Origin of the sequence: Pseudocolwellia sp. AS88 (assembly GCF_030551755.1) — a bacterium.
Classification (GTDB): Bacteria; Pseudomonadota; Gammaproteobacteria; order Enterobacterales; family Alteromonadaceae; genus Pseudocolwellia.
In genome coordinates this window covers 1-19107 of the sequence record NZ_JAUPEC010000001.1, presented here as the reverse complement: position 1 = coordinate 19107, position 19107 = coordinate 1, and the positions used below count along the sequence as shown (strand labels likewise).

The 19107-nt window shown below is 34.4% G+C and carries 20 protein-coding genes and 1 other RNA gene; 16 read left to right on the top strand and 5 right to left on the bottom strand.

The features are described 5' to 3' along the window. Positions 1–160: 160 nt before the first annotated feature. Positions 161–505, top strand: coding sequence for a hypothetical protein (locus tag Q5N69_RS00105; RefSeq protein WP_304366475.1), 345 nt, complete (start codon positions 161–163; stop codon positions 503–505). Between the two features lie 92 nt (positions 506–597). Here the strand turns inward: Q5N69_RS00105 and truC are convergent, their stop codons facing one another. Continuing rightward, a complete protein-coding gene (gene truC, locus Q5N69_RS00100) occupies positions 598–1362 on the bottom strand; it encodes a tRNA pseudouridine(65) synthase TruC (protein ID WP_304366473.1) in 765 nt (254 codons plus the stop codon). A 176-nt stretch (positions 1363–1538) separates the two neighbouring features. On the opposite strand from truC, the gene Q5N69_RS00095 reads away from it, so the two are divergent. The 4 genes from Q5N69_RS00095 (at position 1539) to Q5N69_RS00080 (ending at position 5873) form a co-directional block, all read left to right on the top strand. Further along, positions 1539–2576 (top strand): DUF3549 family protein, encoded by a 1038-nt coding sequence (locus Q5N69_RS00095; protein ID WP_304366472.1) that lies wholly within the window; start codon positions 1539–1541, stop codon positions 2574–2576. A gap of 5 nt (positions 2577–2581) precedes the next feature. Beyond that, entirely contained in the window at positions 2582–2884 is a 303-nt protein-coding gene (locus tag Q5N69_RS00090; RefSeq protein WP_304366471.1) for a DUF3301 domain-containing protein, read from the top strand. A gap of 810 nt (positions 2885–3694) precedes the next feature. Next, complete coding sequence (gene recN / locus Q5N69_RS00085) at positions 3695–5362, top strand: DNA repair protein RecN (RefSeq protein ID WP_304366469.1); 1668 nt, start codon at positions 3695–3697, stop codon at positions 5360–5362. A 163-nt stretch (positions 5363–5525) separates the two neighbouring features. Continuing rightward, the gene (locus Q5N69_RS00080; RefSeq protein WP_304366468.1) at positions 5526–5873 is read left to right on the top strand and encodes an outer membrane protein assembly factor BamE; all 348 of its coding nucleotides are present in this window, start codon (positions 5526–5528) and stop codon (positions 5871–5873) included. Positions 5874–6004: 131 nt separating this feature from the next. Here the strand turns inward: Q5N69_RS00080 and Q5N69_RS00075 are convergent, their stop codons facing one another. Together Q5N69_RS00075 and Q5N69_RS00070 are read right to left on the bottom strand one after the other, a co-directional pair. Then, positions 6005–6337, bottom strand: coding sequence for an RnfH family protein (locus Q5N69_RS00075; protein ID WP_304366467.1), 333 nt, complete (start codon positions 6335–6337; stop codon positions 6005–6007). A gap of 16 nt (positions 6338–6353) precedes the next feature. Further along, positions 6354–6785, bottom strand: coding sequence for an SRPBCC family protein (locus Q5N69_RS00070; protein WP_304366465.1), 432 nt, complete (start codon positions 6783–6785; stop codon positions 6354–6356). A 151-nt stretch (positions 6786–6936) separates the two neighbouring features. On the opposite strand from Q5N69_RS00070, the gene smpB reads away from it, so the two are divergent. From smpB to Q5N69_RS00040, 6 genes are all read left to right on the top strand, one after another. After that, positions 6937–7419 carry an SsrA-binding protein SmpB gene (smpB, locus tag Q5N69_RS00065; RefSeq protein ID WP_304366463.1) on the top strand — a complete coding sequence of 161 codons (483 nt, stop codon included), beginning with the start codon at positions 6937–6939 and terminating at the stop codon, positions 7417–7419. A gap of 94 nt (positions 7420–7513) precedes the next feature. Then, positions 7514–7863: a transfer-messenger RNA gene (gene ssrA / locus Q5N69_RS00060) on the top strand. Continuing rightward, complete coding sequence (locus Q5N69_RS00055) at positions 7830–9659, top strand: replication endonuclease (RefSeq protein WP_304366462.1); 1830 nt, start codon at positions 7830–7832, stop codon at positions 9657–9659. The genes ssrA and Q5N69_RS00055 overlap by 34 nt, the downstream gene beginning before the upstream one ends. A gap of 40 nt (positions 9660–9699) precedes the next feature. Further along, the gene (locus tag Q5N69_RS00050; protein ID WP_304366461.1) at positions 9700–9948 is read left to right on the top strand and encodes a hypothetical protein; all 249 of its coding nucleotides are present in this window, start codon (positions 9700–9702) and stop codon (positions 9946–9948) included. 100 nt (positions 9949–10048) lie between these two features. After that, positions 10049–10216, top strand: coding sequence for a YhfG family protein (locus Q5N69_RS00045; RefSeq protein ID WP_304366460.1), 168 nt, complete (start codon positions 10049–10051; stop codon positions 10214–10216). A 9-nt stretch (positions 10217–10225) separates the two neighbouring features. Further along, positions 10226–10807, top strand: a complete 582-nt coding sequence (locus tag Q5N69_RS00040; RefSeq protein WP_304366459.1) for a Fic family protein — start codon at positions 10226–10228, stop codon at positions 10805–10807. 36 nt (positions 10808–10843) lie between these two features. On the opposite strand, the gene Q5N69_RS00035 is transcribed toward Q5N69_RS00040, so the two are convergent. Beyond that, positions 10844–11797, bottom strand: a complete 954-nt coding sequence (locus tag Q5N69_RS00035) for a hypothetical protein (protein WP_304366457.1) — start codon at positions 11795–11797, stop codon at positions 10844–10846. Positions 11798–11926: 129 nt separating this feature from the next. Here Q5N69_RS00035 and Q5N69_RS00030 point away from each other — a divergent pair, with 129 nt between their 5' ends. From Q5N69_RS00030 to Q5N69_RS00010, 5 genes are all read left to right on the top strand, one after another. Further along, positions 11927–12097, top strand: coding sequence for an excisionase (locus tag Q5N69_RS00030; RefSeq protein WP_304366455.1), 171 nt, complete (start codon positions 11927–11929; stop codon positions 12095–12097). After that, positions 12082–13176, top strand: coding sequence for a tyrosine-type recombinase/integrase (locus tag Q5N69_RS00025; protein ID WP_304366454.1), 1095 nt, complete (start codon positions 12082–12084; stop codon positions 13174–13176). The genes Q5N69_RS00030 and Q5N69_RS00025 overlap by 16 nt, the downstream gene beginning before the upstream one ends. A gap of 2 nt (positions 13177–13178) precedes the next feature. Continuing rightward, a complete protein-coding gene (locus Q5N69_RS00020; protein ID WP_304366453.1) occupies positions 13179–13382 on the top strand; it encodes a hypothetical protein in 204 nt (67 codons plus the stop codon). Positions 13383–13769: 387 nt separating this feature from the next. Beyond that, positions 13770–14798 (top strand): hypothetical protein, encoded by a 1029-nt coding sequence (locus Q5N69_RS00015; protein WP_304366452.1) that lies wholly within the window; start codon positions 13770–13772, stop codon positions 14796–14798. A gap of 5 nt (positions 14799–14803) precedes the next feature. Beyond that, the gene (locus tag Q5N69_RS00010; RefSeq protein WP_304366450.1) at positions 14804–15244 is read left to right on the top strand and encodes a hypothetical protein; all 441 of its coding nucleotides are present in this window, start codon (positions 14804–14806) and stop codon (positions 15242–15244) included. Positions 15245–16238: 994 nt separating this feature from the next. Here the strand turns inward: Q5N69_RS00010 and Q5N69_RS00005 are convergent. Beyond that, positions 16239–19107 (bottom strand): outer membrane beta-barrel protein (locus tag Q5N69_RS00005; protein ID WP_304366448.1); only part of this gene is annotated, 2869 nt, incomplete at its 5' end.

The window sequence follows — 19107 nt, the reverse complement described above, 5'->3', positions numbered from 1 at the left end:
CTTTTTTATTGTCATTAATTTGACACAGCTAATTAACATTAAATTAACACCGTTAAAAAAACCACACTCTCCTAATAAATCCTATAAAAATCATCAAATTAAAATATTGGCATAGCACTTGATATACCTAGCATATAGGTTTTTACTCAAAGAGATTGTTATGAAATTAATTAAAATAGTTACAGCATGCATTTTAGGCTTAATACTTACAGCGTGTAATTCAACACCTAAATCCGTTCAGCTTGCTAAAAAACCATTAATTTCTGATCATTATTTATTAATGTCTTTAATGAACCGACCTGTAACAGCAGACCAACAAATGATGTTGGCCTTTCAGCAACAACGTGAAAGCTACTATGGTGATGTTTTTGTTAATGCAGTAACCCTTAAAGGGCCAAAGTTGATAGATAACTCAACACCAATAAATAGATTCGAATTACTCATTAATGAAGATATTAATGCAGTGACAATTCAAGGTCCGCTAGCGAAAGCCAATGACATTTAAATCGTTGATTGCTGTATAAACTCAACGATTTTTAAACCTATGATCTTATAAATATAAAACGTCTTATTTAGTGATTAACCAGCTTAAAGCCGTTAATCCCATGTTAAATTTAATTGTTTAAACACATCTAACCATTGTTCATCAAAGTCAGCCTGTATTTTAACTGCTTCATTCGTTATTGGATGGGTAAAGTCTAATTGGCGAGCATGTAACATCAAACGTTTAAAACCAAAGTACTCATTAAAAAATGGATTTTGTTTATTATCCCCATAATTAATATCACCAATAATAGGATGACGTAAATGAGCCAAATGACGTCTAATTTGATGTCTTCTTCCTGTCACAGGCAATAGTTTAATCAATGAATAACGTACTGAATCGTACTTACCTACCTTTTCATTTAATGTTGCCGTGCCAACAGACTGGTAATGAGTTTGTGCTTCTTGAGCTTCTTTATTAGGGTCAACATACTTATCGCCTATTTTATCCAGCTTTTCTTTTAGCGCATAATCAACTAAACCTTCCCCCATTAAATGCCCGCGGGTAAGTGCATAATAAGTTTTTTGAATGGTTTTATTTGTAAAAGCTTCTCCCATTAAACGCGCCACTTCTTGATTCAAACCAAAAAGCAAAACACCAGAGGTTGGTCTATCAAGTCGATGCAACGGATATACATACTGTCCAACTTGATCTCGCACCAATTGCAAAGCAAAATAAATTTCATCTCGGTCCATATAACTTCTATGTACAAAAAGTCCTGACGGTTTATCTACAGCAACCAAATATTCATCTTGGTAAAGTATTTTTAATATAGGTTTTTCAAGATCTACATCTTGGTTTTCTAATAATTCAGTCATTACTATTTATCACTAATCATAAGTTATTGAATAAAGATTTAAAGACACGAATAAGCTCGTTTTATCTAGATATACTTGTAGTTAAGCAGCTAAATATGGGTATCTAAAGTTTTTATCGTGGAGTTCACTTTCTATTATCTCTATAATGCGCATATTATTCGATACATATTTTAACTATGACTACTATTTCCTCTATATCAGAATTACTTTCTTTATCAGGTTCTCAATTCAGAATTTACGATCTTGGCCGAAGAATAGATAAAATATCTAAAGAAACCTTTAACAAAATAGAGTTAAACCAACTGCCTTACCCCTTCCCTACTCAATCTCATGCTTGTTTAGCTATCGTATTTTGGCAGAAGAACTCACAACAACCTTTTATCTGGTTTATTAAACTACCACTTGATGAAAGAGGCTTATTAAATCAAGGCGCAAGAAACCATTACATCGCTATTATTATTGAAGCGCTAGGTAACAACATTACTGATACACCATCAGAAAAGCAGGAAGAATTACTCAAAAACAATCCTTACCACTTTACACCTGCTCAATATAAATTGGCGGCTCTAAACAGTATAGTGAACACCGAACTTAAGCGAGAAATGAGTGCACACTATGATTTATTTACTCAATATATATCAGGTGATTTGGGTTGGAATAATTGGCACAACCTTGGTGTACAGGGTATAAATGATTTTGCTTCAAAAATTAATGAAGAAGATAATGCTGAGCAGTTAACACGATCACTTAATTCTTTACCTGATGACGTAATTAACCCTTTATGTACCGCGCTTGAAAACCAAAAGCTGCCACTTACCTTAATTGAAGCAATATTAAACAAGCTTCAACAAACAGATCTTAACGACAACACTAAAAGTAACTTATTAAGAAGTTTATCAAGCACTAGCTCTCATCCCCTAGTAATCACTTATATCAACTCATTGCTAGAGCAAGATGAGTTGTTATCAATAAATACTCTCATCCTATTTGCTGGTCGCTTATGGGATGCATTTAATGATACCGATATTTTATTAACTTATTTTGAAGCAATAGCTAAGCACAACGATGCAGAATTATTTGCTGAAATATTTAAAGACTTAGTTGCAATACCTACATTACGCCCAAAAGTATTTGAGGTAATGAGAGCACCTGAACGAAGTGAAGCGTTATCAAGTGCTATTGGCTATATCTTTCAAACAACAACCAAAGGCTAAATCCTATGGAAAACATATACTACTTACTGATTGTTGGCCTTGTTTTTTGGTATTTTATTCACTTAAGAAAAATATCAGAGTATGCACGAAACCACATTAATCAATACTGTAATACTGAAAGCTTACAGTTTATTTCACTCGCGAGAAAATCAAGCAGAATACGCTTTAACAAACAATATGGTCCACACTGGATGAGTATTTTTGAGTTTGAATTTAGCGGAGATGGAGAATCATCATACTTAGGTGAAATGCAATTAAGAGGCTATAAAGTTGATAATGTTAATATGCCTCCTTATAAAATAAATTAATTTATCAGCATATTAATGCTTTAATTGCCTAAACCTTAAATTTTAAATAAAAAAAATGCGATTCAAAGAATCGCATTTTTTAACTAGCTTATAAATTGCATCCTGCAATTAGTGTTCCCGAATCATCCTTAATAACTATCCTTAGTGTTCCTTAAACGAATCTTTCGTTGTCCTTCAAACCTTTCCTTGGCAATAACTACTCCGAGTTATTAAATCTTTAGCATCATCCTTAACAACTATCCTTAGTATTCCCTAAACGAATCTTTCGTTGTCCTTCATACCTTTCCTTGGCAATAACTACTCCTAGTTATTAAAAATCTATTTTTAGCATCATCCTAATGCAATTCACCATATATACTTATTATGGAGCATATCCTTATAAAATCCTTTTGTGTAAATCCATTACAAATCAATCATCCTGACTGAGTGTCTTCCTAGCAAGAGATATAATACGCTTAAAAATAATTATGCGAACCATACTAGAGTAAAAATATTACAAAAATGTAAACGCCTACAACACCAAAAACAACAATAACCTTAAAATTCAACAACATAATATGTAAATAAAATGTGTACAAGTAAGAAAAAAACTTTATATCCTACAGCAATGTAAGACATGTCTTACATTGCCCTTCTTAATTAACCTAGATTTGTATATATCTATTCAATAACCTAATCGAACAAATAACATTATTTATTTACTTTAAATACCTTTGTACAAAAATGAAACTATTTTTCATTCAACACTTGCATAAAAAACAATTACTGTATAAATTAACAGTTAATCGTTTTTAACCATTAAATCGCATTATGTTACTACACTTAAATATTCAAAATTTCGCCATTGTTAAAACACTCGATATTGATTGGCAAAATGGCATGACAACAATTACAGGTGAAACAGGCGCAGGTAAATCTATTGCTATAGATGCTCTGGGCTTGTGTTTAGGAGCAAGAGCTACAACGAATGTTGTTAGACCTGATACAAAAAAAGCTGAGTTAGCAGCCACTTTTGATATTTCAAATAACAAACATGCAGCTAAATGGTTAAGCCAGCATGATTTAATTAATGAAGAGCACGAATGTATTCTTCGCCGTATAGTGTCTGCTGAAGGTCGCTCTAAAGCTTACATAAATGGTAGCCAAGTTCCACTTACTCAATTAAAAGAGATTGGTGGCTTACTTATTAATATTCATGGTCAGCAAGATCATCAATTAATAATGAAAAATACCGAACAACGTAAAATGTTAGATGGTTATGCAAATCACAATCATCTACTTAATGATGTTCAATACTATTTTCATAACTATAAAAAACTCAGTAACGAGCTAGCATTATTAAACGAAACCAAGCTACAAAGAGATGCTAAGCAGCTTTTATTACAATACCAAGTAACAGAATTAGATGAGTTTTCATTGCAAGATGGCGAATTCGAAACATTAGAAATTGACTACAAACGCCATAGTAACGCGCAAGATATTTTGAATGACACACTGTATTCTATTCAAACCTTATCCGAAGACGATAACTTTAATATTATCGACTCTTTGCGTAAAACAAACGAAAGCTTAACAACACTTTCAAAGCTAGACAGTAAGCTTGAAAATATAGCCAATACAATAAATGAAGCACTGGTACAAATAGAAGACGCAAACAGTGAATTAAAACATTATTACGATAACTTAGAGTTAGATCCACAAACCTATGCACTTATCGAAGAACGCTATTCCCAAGCCATATTACTAGCCAAAAAACATCAAATAGCACCACAAAATTTAGCGCAGTTCCATGCAGAGCTTACTTTAGAGCTGCAAAACATCAGCTCTGATGAAAATCGTTTAATAGAAATTGCTAGCGAAATAGAAAAAACTAAAGTTAACTATTTTGAAGCATCAAACATACTCACTAAATCTCGTATCAAGTCGGCACAAAAATTAAGTAAATTAATTAGTGCTAATATCCAAGATCTTAATATGCCTCATGGAGAGTTCAAAGTTGATGTTCAACCATCAACCAATGAAAAACTATCTATAACAGGTAGCGACGAAGTTTCCTTTTTAGTAAGCATTAACCCTGGCCAGCCATTAGAAGTAATGGACAAAGTAGCTTCAGGAGGTGAACTATCAAGAATAAGTTTAGCTATGCAAGTAATTTTAGCTGAGAAAATTGTTACACCAACCCTCATATTCGATGAAGTCGATGTAGGTATCAGTGGACCAACCGCTTCTATGGTTGGCTCTAAGCTACAAGCCCTTGCTAAAAACACACAAGTTATTTGTGTAACCCACTTACCACAGGTAGCAAGTAAAGGTCATCAACAATTGTTTGTTGCTAAATTAACAGATGGCTCACGAACCGAAACAACAGTAACTGAACTTTCTGAAGATGGTCGTGTCCAAGAAATTGCGCGTTTGCTTGCAGGTAACAAAATAACAGATACCAGTTTAGCTAATGCGCAAGAACTTCTTGCAAGTTAATAGCTCATTAATACCAGAAATTAGAGTTAAACAGGTTTAATGATCTCATCAAATATTTAGAACAAATAGATATAAAAGTTAGATAAAATTAAAATAGCTTTGTATATAAAGCTCACCTTAGTTATTATCTGCACTTACCTCTACATAGGAAGAATTTAAATACATGTTGTTTCGAGCTGTAACCCTTATTTTATGTTTATCAATTAGTGCTTGTTCAAGCTGGGTTTATAAATTAGATATGCCGCAAGGTAACTATCTAGGACAAAAAGATATCGATAAACTCCAAATAAATATGACCAAAGAACAGGTTAAATTTGTTTTAGGAAGCCCTGTAGTTGTAGATTCATTTCAAGATGACACATGGCATTATGTTTACCGATTAAAATCAGGTAAAAGTGAAAAGTATAACAAGCAAAAGAACTTCACTGTCGTATTTGAAAATGACCGCTTAGTTAAAGCAAGTGGTGACTTTGAATTACCAGAATCGTATAACACACCAATGGAAAACTAAACCAGACCGTGTGACGGGATTTATATTGAGATTGAAAATAATCCATTGATAAATTTCCAACAAAAAAGGCTGAAATTTCAGCCTTTTTTAATATCTGTATTTTAATAACTACAGAATAATATACATCAAAACTATAACGGCTTAACTCTACCGCCAGTAATTTTGTTAGCTCGCCCTTCTTCTTTAGCTTTTTCAGCACGACGTTTTCTCACTTCTTTAGGATCAGCAAGTAAAGGCCTATAAATTTCAATTCTATCTAAATCGATAACAGTATCAGTTAATTTAGCAGCTCTATTCCATATACCTACAGCATTCACCGCTAAATCAATCTCAGGATAAATAGACATAATGCCTGAATCTTTAATAGCACTTTCAATACTAGTATCTTCATCAACTTTTATTTCAATAATCTTTTGGCTAGTTGGAGTTCCGTATACAACTTCAACGCTAATTTTATTTTCCAACGTACTCGACTCCATATTAACCGTAAACTTCTTTCGCTCGGTTAGTGAACGACTTAACCATATTGTTAGCTAGCTGGTTAAAGATCTTGCCAAAAGCTAAATCAAAAACTCTACTTGAAAACTCATACTCTAGAGCTAACTCGATTTTACAAGCTTCATCAGACAAAGGTGTTAAAACCCAACCACCTGTAAGTTTTTTAAATGGGCCATCAACTAAGTCCATAATCACTTCAGAATTACTCAATAACGTATTTTTAGTAGTAAACCACTTTTTAATACCGCCCTTAGAAATAAGTAACGAGGCAGTCATTGAGGTTTCATCTTGTGTAACAATTTTACTATCGCTACAGTCAGGCAAAAACTGAGGATACAAAACCACATCATTAATCAGTTTGTACATCTCTTCAACACTGTGCATTACTAAGGCACTACGACTTATAGTTGGCATTTATCCTCCAATTCTCAAGGGCGACATCATAACAAAACTCAGCAAAAAACGCATTAATATGAAAAATGATAAATAAGCCGTTTAAATACTATAGATTCCCCGTATAATGACGCCGCTTGCTATCTATTTTGGCAAAAAGAATGGAACTAACATGGCAAAAAAAAAGAAACCGAATAACAATACCATCGCACAAAACAAAAAAGCTCGTCATAACTATACTTTAAGCGATAAGTTTGAAGCTGGGATGAGCTTGCAGGGTTGGGAAATAAAATCAATCCGAAGTGGTAAAGTGAACATATCAGACTGTTACGTACATATAAAAAATGGCGAAGCCTATTTGCTTGGTGCTGAAATAATGCCACTCAATGCTGCATCTAGCCACGTTGTATGTGATCCAAACCGTGACCGTAAATTATTACTAAACCGCAGAGAGCTCGAACAAGTTACTGCTTATGTTGAACGCGATGGCTATTCACTTATCGCTACAGCTATGTATTGGAAAGCTTGTTGGGTAAAACTAGAGTTCTTCCTAGGTAAAGGTAAAAAAGATCATGACAAACGTTCTGACATCAAAGACAGAGAATGGGCTGTTGATAAAGGTCGTTTAATGAAAAACAAAAACTTAGAGCGATAACTGGTTAAAAATTACCACGTTGTCTATTTAAACTAAGCGATGTACAATGCACGTCATAAGCTACTATAGCTTATAGAAAAAAGAGTAAAACTTTGGGGCGGATCTAGGATTCGACAAGATTCACGAAACCCAAGGTGCATGCCGAGGGGCGGTTGGCCTCGTAAAAAGCCGCAAAACTATAATTGCAAACGACGAAACGTTCGCACTAGCCGCTTAGGCTAGCCATCGCCTCAAAAATTGTCCTGTTGTTTAGAGGATCGATGGTCACCCCAAATAGGATAGCGAGGGAAGCACGCTTAAGGCTGAACCGCGAAATAGTATTAAGCTCACCATGACGAAGCCTGTCGATTGGCGTCCAATTGGTTAAATAAATAATCGACTAAGCATGTAGTACCGAGGATGTAGGTTTTTTGGACGGGGGTTCGATTCCCCCCCGCTCCACCAAATTGAGTACTGATGAAAGTCAGTCAAATCAAGCCACAGGCACTGGAAACAGTGGTTGTGGCTTTTTTTCGTCTGAAACCCAATTGGTCTCAGGTAGTCCTAAATGGGCTCAAAAATGGCAGAATTTTGACAACTTTTTGCCATTGTCTGAAAATAACATTGGTACTCGCGAATGTTACTCCTATCGTAAAAAGATCTTTGAGCGTCATCCTCATTTAGAAAATGCGTTAAAAAATCATTACCTCGAAATTTTTCATGATAAAAGCTTAAGGGAAGCTAACTTATTTATTGGTCGCATAGATAAAGAGTTAATCATTCATGATTTAAACTTATCTAATTCAGAAGCAGAAATAAAAACGTTCTGTGAAAATATGTCATTTCGTTGCCGTTCTACCGTTATCAAATACGGTGAAAATAAAACTGCGTATCAAATCTGCCAAGGTATCGCAAAAAAGTATTCAATAGATATTGATACTTTTGATAGCGAGCTACCTTTTATACCCACTTTAAATAAATTAAGTTGCCCTAAATGGTGGCTTAAGAAAATTAATACATTACGTAAAAGGCATGTTGAACAAGTTCATAGAAAACTAAATCTCGTTCATAAAAATTCAGCCTGTTATGCAAGCAACTTCGCTTCGGCAGTAAGAAACACTCAACTCAAAAATTCGTATGATTATTTAAACTCAAATCAGATAACAAATGAGCATGGTCAATCTTATACATTACTCGATATTTATAATAAATCAGTATCTAACCCTCGTATTCGTAAAGCTGAATTAATGACTCGCATAAGAGGCTTTGAAGAAGTTGCAACTGAAATGGGTCATGCTGGAGAGTTTTATACTCTAACGTCTCCATCAAAAATGCATGCCGTACTTTCATCAGGTAAACCAAATCCTAAGTTTGATGGTTCAACTCCAAAAGAAGTTAATGAATACTTTAATAACAATTGGAAACTTATTCGTTCTGCTTTACAGAAAAAAGATATTCACCCTTATGGATTTAGAGTAGTAGAGCCGCATCATGATGCTACCCCTCATTGGCATTTATTATTATTCATGCTTCCTCAAGATATTCATAAAGCACGTAAGGTTTTTAGTAAATACGCTTTAAAAGAAGAGGGTAACGAGCGAGGTGCTAAACAACATCGATTCAAAGCTATATCTATTGATCCTAAAAAAGGTAGTGCTGCTGGTTATATTGCTAAATACATATCAAAAAACATTGCTGGTGATGACATTACCTCAGATAACTATGGAAATGATTCAAAGATAGCCGCATCAAAAATAGATGCTTGGTCATCATTGTGGGGAATACGTCAATTTCAACAAATAGGTGGTCCATCAGTAACAGTATGGCGAGAGTTAAGACGTTTAAAAGGAAATACAGAACCAGAAATCAGCAAAGCATACAATGCTGCTGATTCTGGAGATTGGGCTGCTTATGTCATGGCAATGGGTGGCGCAATATTACCTAGACGTAATCGCCCTATCCAACCATTTTATGAAGAAAAGCCAACTGAAAAAATAGATATCAATACTGGTGAAATATCAAAAAGTAATTTGAGTTATTACGGTGATATTAAACCTGCTTTTATTGTAGGCCTTATAAGTAAAAATACGATTAGCCGAACCAGGACAATGAAGTGGACGAAAAAAATGTCGCCGATGACGACTTATGACCCGATGTTTGAGGGTAATAATAAGGAGTTGGCTGGTCTTTTAGCGCTTGACCGACGACGAGGGCGAAGCCTGAGTAACGAGGAGGAGAAAAGCGCTCTTGGACTTGTGTAAATAACTGTACTAACCAATTAAATAGATGGAAATAAACAAGATGAATATAGAAATGATGGGGTTTGGTGAGCAATTCACGCAAAAAGAGGCATGTGATCTTCTTAATAGTCATGTTATTAAAAAAGAGAATGAAAGTAATGAGAACTTAGCTATTGAAGATATTGGATTTATTGCAGGTGTTATTACATTAAATGACGAAATAGAAGTAATGGTTAAGTTTCCAGACGAACTTTTACAATTATCAAAATCGACTTTTAATAAAAACATATCGTTATTGGAAATGGCTTAATAACGTTTCATCGTTCTTTAACAATTTGTAATAGTTCTAAAAAGAGTGTTATTGTTATATAATACCACTCTACTATTGACTGTTTTTTGAGGAGTTTACCTTGGCCTTATCTACTTTATCTGAAAAAGTGAACTACATAAAAGAGCATCGCGCAGAAAACTATCGCCATAGTTTACGTTTAGAGGGGGTTGAACAAACTAAAACTTCTAAACCTATTAAGTTATCAAAAGAAGAGGTTATTGCTAAATATAAGGCACTTGCTTCATAAATGGTATCAATGAAATATGGAACTGGCGATGATCCCTATTGTTATACAGACACAAACACCTTAATTAACAATCTTGATATTAAAGACAGTGACTTATTAGAACTAGCTGAAACCGATATTTCACGAATATCATCAGAATCAATTGACTTCTCACCTCCCCCTTATAACCTTAACTACCTAAAAAGTATCCATAAAACACTATTTGGTGATTTATATTTATGGGCTGGTTTAACTAGAACCATTGGTATGAATAAAGGCGATACTATGTTCTGTCGTCCTGAATATATACAACGCGAAGCTGATAAAATATTTTCTTTATTAGCAAAAGAAAACTACTTTCAACAGCTTAATATTGAAATTTTTATTATTAAAATAGCTGAGTTCTACGGTGACTTAAATATTATTCATCCATTTCGTGAAGGCAATGGTCGTTCACAACGTATTTTATTTGAGCATATAATTGTTAACTGTGGCTTCCAAATATCATGGTCGAGTGTAACTAAAGAAGAATGGATACAAGCAAATATTAATAGCGTTCATTGTGATTATTCATTATTAGAAGCAATATTTTCTCGTTGTGTATCGGAATAAATACCTTTTAAATAACGCCTATTTTACAAAAGAGTTTTAAGTGATTAACTTACCTTTCTTAGTCACATGATCAAAACTAAATACATGTTCTCTAGGTGACTCATTACATATCCCAATGAGTCTACCTTTAAATTGCCTTTTCCCTTTTTCAACTTCAACAATATTATTGCATATAGGGCATTTCCCCTCATAAATTACAAACTCTAATTTTCTATAAGGACGACCATTTTTTCTTATCTTATCTAACTTAATTGATTCGATCTGTGCTGTAAGTTGTGAAAACCTCATCAGCCATTGTGGAGCAATAGTTATACGTAGATGATTAGCCTCATAAAACGGAAATATTAGTTTACCGACATATATAGTAATGATTATAAAAAGTAAAAAAAACACCAATTCTGAAGTTGACGGAGTTATGAAAGATTGAACAAATAGTACGCATCCAAACAGTAAGGCAGATGACGGTATTGCTGCGTATATAAATAAACGCCACGATGACAATTCTATTGACATAAATGGTCTAGCAAACCAATTAGGTTTTGGTAATTTGACTGGTTCATACCTAATAGAATTAGAGTCTTTGGTACTCTCGTTATTACTTTTTACTTTGTTTTTTTCAACAATTTTAAAAAAATGATGCTTCTTATTTTTCGCACCACCTTTCTCTCCTGTATCGGATAGCTCAATTAAATATTCTAAATTACCTCCATATTGGTTATCTCGTAGTTCATTTATTTTATTTAATAGACTTTCTGTTTCAGAGTAGTGGTCTGATTTAAATTTCTTCGCTTGATTTTCACTAATTGAACCCGTTTTAACTAATTCAATTAATTCAAATGTTGTGAACATTATGTCATCGACTTTATACCCATCATCTATAAGTTCAATCGTTCTTTCTAACAAAGCTGTTAATAACATTTTAGGTGTTGGTTTCGAATAATCTATTTCATCAATCAGATGTAAAGTCGCTTCACAGGTTTCTTTTAGCATCCTGATATCCATATCTAACCTCATGTTATTAAATAAAAAGTAACGGTTTCGTTACAGTTTCGGTGCTGTTTATTGATGATATTAGATCAGATGATAGCTCTAAGTCCAGTACAGACCAACGGAGACAATATGAATTGGATAACTATTAAGAAGTGCTCTGAGTTTTACGGTTACACCGAAGAGGCTATAAGAGCAAAAATCAAAAAAGGACAATGGGTGATCGATCAGCATTTTACAAAAGCGCCTGATGGCAGAGTTTTAATTAGTATTAAGGAAGTAAACAAATGGATAGTAAGCTAAAAGGTATTAAAGCTAATAACTCAAGTATAAGTATCTCGTTTACTTATAACGATGTTCGTTGTCGTGAAACTGTAAAAGTTAAACCAACAAAGTCATCTTTAAAAGAAATGGCTCGTAAGCGTGATGTTATTTTATATGAAATAGCGATGGGACAATTTGATTACTTAAAACACTTTCCCAATAGTAGAACTGCTTTATCACTTTATGGAAATCAAGCTTGTAATATTACTATTAAGGAAATGGTTAATGATTGGTTTAAACGCACTCAAGACCAGTGGGAGTATTCCACCAAGCGTGGCTATATCAGTAAAATAAATCATCATATCGAACCTAACTTCGGTCATATCCTTATAAATGAATTTAAGCCAAGTATATTCAAAGATTGGGGAGCTACATCGACCCTATCAGGAAAAACAAAAAATGAAGTTCGTTCTATATTAAGGTCTGCATTTCAAGAGCTATTTATTGACGAGGTAATTAATAGTAATCCTATTGATAGGGTTAAACGCTTCAAACATATCAGAAAAGAACCTGAACCATTCAACGAAATTGAACGTGAAAAAATATTAAACCAAATGTCAGGACAAGTTCGTAATTTATATGAATTCGCTTTTTGGACTGGTTTAAGAACTTCGGAATTATTAGCACTTAGAAAATCAGATATTGATTTAGAACGTAAAGTTATATTTGTAAGAAAAGCATTAGTACATGGTCGTGAAAAAGAAACAAAAACACGTTCTAGTGCAAGAACACATCAATTGCATGAAACAGCTTTTAAAGTTTTGAAAGATCAATTATCACTCACATCAAGTGATCATGAACGCATTTTTTTAAATCCCAAAAACAACCAACCTTGGCGAGACGACCGAGCGATTTATCATAACTGCTGGGTTCCATCGTTAAAGCAATCAGGTGTTAAATTTCGAAAGCAATACAACACCCGCCATACGTATGCTTCATCAATGCTTACCGAAAATAAACCCATTGCATGGGTAGCAAAACAACTCGGTCATAGTGATATCGCAATGACGTTAAGTACTTATGCTCGTTGGATTCCTGAAAATAGCCAAGAGAATTAAAAATGAAAATTATTAAAACTGAAAACCATATAACTATGACCGCTGAAACAACAGACCCAAAATACAAGTGTATATCTGAATGTAAAAAAGTTTGGTGGGAAACGGATATACATATAGAAGCTTCCATCTTAGAAATTCCTAATTGCCCCATGTGCGGTGGAGTATTAAAAGTAGCTTCAAAACAGGATTACGAGCGTCTTAATTAGCCCTAAAATAAATGACCACACACGATTAATCATCGCGTGGTCATAATCCAATTGATCATAACTGCTGAGTACCATCGTTAAAACTATCAGGTGTTAAGTTTAGAAAACTATACAACACTCGACATACCTAGGCCTCAACTATGCTAACTGAAAACAAACCTTTTACATGGGTAGCAAAGCAACTAGATCATAGTGATATAGCAATGACCTTAACTAACTGCGCACGATGGATTCTAAATATCGTATAGAAGTTAATTACTTTAAGAATAGAAAGCTATGAAATGATATACAAATATCCTTTTAATTCCTTTATATATATGAAATGAAGTGACTTTGATATTTTTTGTGAATATTATGCTTATTGTGATTGTTTTTTAAGGATGGAAAATGAAGGTTAAAATTATTGGTTTTGAACTAGAGATTGCTAAAAACATTTCAATTGGGGAATTTTTTCAGCAGCTAGAAACAATTGAAGGAAAAGAAATACCAATTTATAGTAAAAAGCACATATTGTTTACAGATGTAGTTGATAATTTTATTTGCGGCTTAATTCTCACTTATAAAACTAATAAAAAATCATTAGCTACTCAGAAAGACTCCGAAGGTGATCTTATTATAAATAAATCTGAGTTAAAAGCAGGTGAGCATGGTACAGAAGTTTGCGTTTTTTGTTTAAACCCTTCAACTAACAAAGGTTTACTATACAGTTATAATGGTTCCGCTTCACCAACTTCAATAAATGAACTTTTCAGAAAACAACATGAAATTGTCAGACTTAACAAAATAAAAGATAGAAAAAATCAACTAACTGATTTCGGTAAAAAACATATTGAAAATGTTGATAAAAAAGCAAGGGAAATGTTCTGGGGGCAATTTTCATTAAAAATACTAGTTACTCCGTCAGATTTAGATAACTTGCTCCCAAAATACCAAGAGATTCATAAAATAGTGCTTCGGGCGGATAACGCATTAGATGACGCAGGTTGCTTTACTCCTATAGAACCTATGACAAAAAAGGCACATTTACAATTAGATCTTCATAAAGATAGTCCTATAAAAGAAGTAAAAAGATTAGTTAAGTCTATATTTCTTCCTTTTTCTTCATGGAAGAAAGAACAAACATTAAGATTAATAGGTCTTTCACACTCTGGTGATACTCTAGAATTAGCTGTTGGCGATAACCAAGATAATTTTGGAAAAATTGGTTACGATGATTATGTGGACTTGCTTCCTTCAACCAAGTGGAAAAACTACACAAGTTGCCCCGCGTTGATGAAAATAATAAAAGAAACTAGTGAGCAAACTGAAATATTTGGAGTAATATGTGATACTTCTTGGAAATTATTTAGTGCTAAAGACTACAATGCCCAACTTGAAGTAGACATCCAAAATCAACCAAAAGAGTTGCAAGAGTAATTAACATGGATAGTGTATGTGAATTAGTCAAATATCATCAAGAGTTTAGAACCGCTCTATTTGTCTCTGGTTTTACTATAGGTTCATTTTTGTTTTCAATGAAATCAGTGATAATTAAAACCATGAAAGAGGATTATTACGATCTGACTCAATATCAGGACGCAGTAAAACAACGGCGACAAAAGGGACAAAAAATTGGTTACTATTCTCAATTAAAAAACTTTTCTAATTGGTTGATATTATCGATTGTTTTTTCATTTTTAAGTGCCTTAAGTCAGATATCTGTAGGTTATAGTGATAATGTTTACTTCATATCTATTTGTTTAGCTTTGGCTGTATTATCTTGGTTCTTCGTAGGTGTTTCAATTTACTTAGTATCAAAAAATTGGTCAATGGCTTTAGATATGGCAGAGAGTGAGGCTATTAAGAACAATGAGAACAAATAATTTATCTTCTATTATGGGATTAGTGGTAACTATATTTTAACAGTTATTAAAATAAGGCTTTGAATTTAAAATGATTTACAAAGGTTCGATTCCCCCCCGCCACCAATTTTAAAGATTAAGACGCGTCCTAGCGTCTTTTTTTATGTCTAAAATTCAACAAATACCAAAGTTAAACAAGCAAGGCCTCAAGAAAAGGTTTATAAATTAGGTGACGGCAACAGATTACAATTAAGAATAAAGTCAACTGGCGCTAAGTCTTGGTTACTGGTTACATTAAATTCTTCACCAGTAAGCGAACATTTAGTGCTAACTCCTCTGTTTCTTTCGTTGATGCTAAAAAACAACACAATAATGCAAAAGAGCTACTTGCCAAAGATATCCCCCAAAGAACACAAAGAAGAATTAGCCCGTAAACAGCATGTAACTTTAAGTAATACTTTTGAACAAGTAGCAACTAATTGGTTTAAAATTTAAAAATACTGAAATTAGCCCAGATCATGCCAAAGATTTATGGCGTTCTTTAGAAATACATATATTTCCTAAGCTGACTGATAAATCTATTAAACAGAAAACTAAGATGTTTATCGCCCTTACTTTTATGAATGAGAGTGAAAAGTTTTTTTAGTAATTTAACCTGACTTATCAACCTTCAGAAACAAAAGATCAGAAAATTTATAATGGTACAACCAGTGCTTTGACACAGCCGAAGTTATTGGTGAATTTTGCTCATACCAAGTTAATCAATTAATTAACTTGGTATGAAACATATTAATAATTATTGGGTAATCTGAGTAGTTGTCAGGTGGTGGTCTGTAATCGACCATTTTTAAATTGCAGCTAAAATCATTAAACAGAAATAGTGCATTAAATAAAAAAGACATACCGATTAATGAAGTGCCCCATAAAGTTAGATATTCCAATTACTGGGGATCACTTCAATAAAGTAGTCGCTTTTTTAATTTTAATAATTGACTCGTCCTAAATAAGGGTAAGCCTACTGCTCATTAAATCTATAACTAAAGCTTAGTCCGGTTAATCTAGCATCTTTATCATAGCGGCTGTGTTCTATCCGTAAAAACCACTGCTGGCCTATATTCCACTCTACTCCTAAACCGAGACGTATTTGCGTTGATTCCACTTGTTCATGATGCTTAGGCAGATTTGCCTTTGTTTTAAGAAAACCTAAACCTGCTTTAAGGTAAACATTCCAAGTTTGATTACGTGGTTTCAACCAGTAACCTATATCTGTTGAAAACCCTTTGTAATCTACCTGTAAATTTTCAGTTAAACTTGGATTTCGACTAAATAATGTAGCCTTACCAAGATCAGCATATGCTAGCTCAGCAAACCAGTGTTGACTCCAACTATACCCTAGATTAATTACATAGGCATTGTCATTATTGTCATTTACTTCCCATATCGTATTGTTGTTATCAGGATAAACATAACTTTGACCAAACATTAGTCCAACATACCAACATGACAACGGCATATCGGCTTTATCTTTCCTACGACAATCTTCTGAATTATCACTTTGGAAGTGATTTTCACTTAGCGAAGTTTCTATGTTTGCGTCTGCTTGCGCTAGCATTGATACAGATCCCGTTAGCGCAACTACAATCAATGTTAGAAGCTTAAAAAAACGTTTTTTCCCTAGTGTTTTTTGGCGACGAATAACACAAAGGCCAATTAACATTATTATCATCCAGTGCGTCATAGAGCCACTTCCTTTATAAGTAGATTCAACTTTACCTGATGCTTGTAACCTATCGTTAATACCATCGTTATTAAAATCTCCATTTTCAGCGCTATCATTAAGGCCATCACCATCAGAATCAAGATCGAGATAGTCGGGGGTACCGTCACCATCAATGTCTCCTACACCTTCTATAGAGTCAGATATACCGTCGTTGTCAGAATCAAGGTCAAGATAGTTAGGTATTCCATCACCATCGGTATCTACATTACCCTCAACATTATCGTCGATACCATCGCCATCCGAGTCATTATCAATATTATCAGGGATACCATCACCGTCTGAATCATCACTACCTTCTTGTGAATCTTCAATACCATCGCCGTCACTATCGATATCACGATAATTTAGAATACCATCACCATCCGGATCAAAATTGTAAAGAAGATCATCATCAATACCATCTTCATCAATATCTATACCTAAGGTATAAGTAACGTCAATAGCATCGTCAATACCATCACCATCCTCATCAACATTAAGTAGTGGCACAGCAACTTGCTCTTGAGTATCACTGATACCGTCGTTGTCACTGTCAAGGTCATGATAATCAAGAATACCGTCATTATCTGTATCGGCTACTAGAAACTTATCATCTACTCCGTCTTCATCAAGATCAACGCCGCCCGTAGCATCAACGTCATATGCGTCATCAATCCCGTCAAAGTCGCTATCTAAGCCTAATACTGGTGGACGATCCGTTTCGATGCGATCTGGTATGCCATCATTATCACTATCAGCATCTCTACTGTTAATAACACGATCACCATCCGTATCTTGTCCGATAAAACTTAGCTTACCATTATCATCGCTTGCGGAAATATTCGATTTCCCATAGCTAGCCTTCACTCTTGTATTGACTGAAACATTACCGTCGATATGAATGAGCTCTTCCGCGATATCAGATATTCCATCATTATCATCATCTTTATCGATAGCATTAACCGCACCATCTTCATCGATATCGTTGTTACCACCAGCGCCACGCAGATTTAAGTCACTATCTACGCTATCATTAATGCCGTCTTCATCAAGATCCGCAGTAATATCGATCATTCCATCACCGTTCGCATCAAACGCTTGCTCAGGTGTATTGGTAATATCAAATACGCCATCACTATCTAAATCACGGAAGTCATAAATACCGTCATTATCCGTATCGGCGGGCTCAATAACTAATGGTGCTATAGCGTTAGCAATACCATCTTTATTACTGTCTATAGTTGGGGCTTCTAAACTGTCTAATCTGCCATCGTTATCTGAGTCCAGGTCAAACATATCAATTACGCCATCACCGTCGGTATCAAGAGTTACTGCATCAATAATACCATCACTGTTAGCATCAACTCCCGACTGATAATCAACGTCAAAGGCATCATCAATACCATCACCGTCGTTGTCTAAACCAAGGCTATTAGCTTCAACAAAATCTGCAATGCCATCGTTGTCGCTATCAGGGTCTCTAAAGTCAGGTAGCGTATCTCCATCTGTATCTTTAAATCCTAGAGACTCAACAACATCAGGAATACCATCGTTATCAGAATCAATCTCAAGATAATCAGGTGTACCATCTAAGTCAGTATTAATGCCTTGGTAATCATCATCAATACCATCATTGTTCGCGTCAGTACCGCCGGTATTACTAACATCAATCGCATCATCAATGCCATCTCCGTCAGTGTCTAAAAAAGTTAAACCAAACTCTTCACTATCTAACATGCCATCATTATCTGAGTCAGTATCTAAATAGTTAGGTATACCGTCGTTATCTATATCGCCTCTACCTTCAAGAACATCAGGAATGCCATCATTATCTTCATCAATTGAAGTATCAAGGTAATCAGGTATACCGTCCAAATCACTGTCAACAGTACCTTCAACAACGTCAAAAACACCATCATTGTCTGAGTCTAAATCTAGGTAATCAGGAATGCCATCGCCATCAGTATCGCCGTTACCTTCAACCACATCAGAAATACCATCGTTATCAGCATCGTCATCTAAATGATTAGGAATATCATCACTATCGATATCAGGTAAGTTCGCAAGGGCATTATCATCCACACCGTCATTATTGGCATCTACACCGCCGGTAATATCAACATCA

Excerpts from the sequence above, each read along its gene's own strand:
- Q5N69_RS00095 (WP_304366472.1), top strand. The coding sequence starts at position 1,539 with ATGACTACTATTTCCTCTATATCAGAATTACTTTCTTTATCAGGTTCT.
- Q5N69_RS00040 (WP_304366459.1), top strand. The coding sequence starts at position 10,226 with ATGAAATATGGAACTGGCGATGATCCCTATTGTTATACAGACACAAAC.
- Q5N69_RS00020 (WP_304366453.1), top strand. The coding sequence starts at position 13,179 with ATGAAAATTATTAAAACTGAAAACCATATAACTATGACCGCTGAAACA.
- Q5N69_RS00050 (WP_304366461.1), top strand. The coding sequence starts at position 9,700 with ATGAATATAGAAATGATGGGGTTTGGTGAGCAATTCACGCAAAAAGAG.
- Q5N69_RS00030 (WP_304366455.1), top strand. The coding sequence starts at position 11,927 with ATGAATTGGATAACTATTAAGAAGTGCTCTGAGTTTTACGGTTACACC.
- Q5N69_RS00015 (WP_304366452.1), top strand. The coding sequence starts at position 13,770 with ATGAAGGTTAAAATTATTGGTTTTGAACTAGAGATTGCTAAAAACATT.
- Q5N69_RS00070 (WP_304366465.1), bottom strand. The coding sequence starts at position 6,785 with ATGCCAACTATAAGTCGTAGTGCCTTAGTAATGCACAGTGTTGAAGAG.
- smpB (WP_304366463.1), top strand. The coding sequence starts at position 6,937 with ATGGCAAAAAAAAAGAAACCGAATAACAATACCATCGCACAAAACAAA.
- Q5N69_RS00080 (WP_304366468.1), top strand. The coding sequence starts at position 5,526 with ATGTTGTTTCGAGCTGTAACCCTTATTTTATGTTTATCAATTAGTGCT.
- truC (WP_304366473.1), bottom strand. The coding sequence starts at position 1,362 with ATGACTGAATTATTAGAAAACCAAGATGTAGATCTTGAAAAACCTATA.
- Q5N69_RS00105 (WP_304366475.1), top strand. The coding sequence starts at position 161 with ATGAAATTAATTAAAATAGTTACAGCATGCATTTTAGGCTTAATACTT.
- recN (WP_304366469.1), top strand. The coding sequence starts at position 3,695 with ATGTTACTACACTTAAATATTCAAAATTTCGCCATTGTTAAAACACTC.
- Q5N69_RS00025 (WP_304366454.1), top strand. The coding sequence starts at position 12,082 with ATGGATAGTAAGCTAAAAGGTATTAAAGCTAATAACTCAAGTATAAGT.
- Q5N69_RS00035 (WP_304366457.1), bottom strand. The coding sequence starts at position 11,797 with ATGCTAAAAGAAACCTGTGAAGCGACTTTACATCTGATTGATGAAATA.
- Q5N69_RS00090 (WP_304366471.1), top strand. The coding sequence starts at position 2,582 with ATGGAAAACATATACTACTTACTGATTGTTGGCCTTGTTTTTTGGTAT.
- Q5N69_RS00010 (WP_304366450.1), top strand. The coding sequence starts at position 14,804 with ATGGATAGTGTATGTGAATTAGTCAAATATCATCAAGAGTTTAGAACC.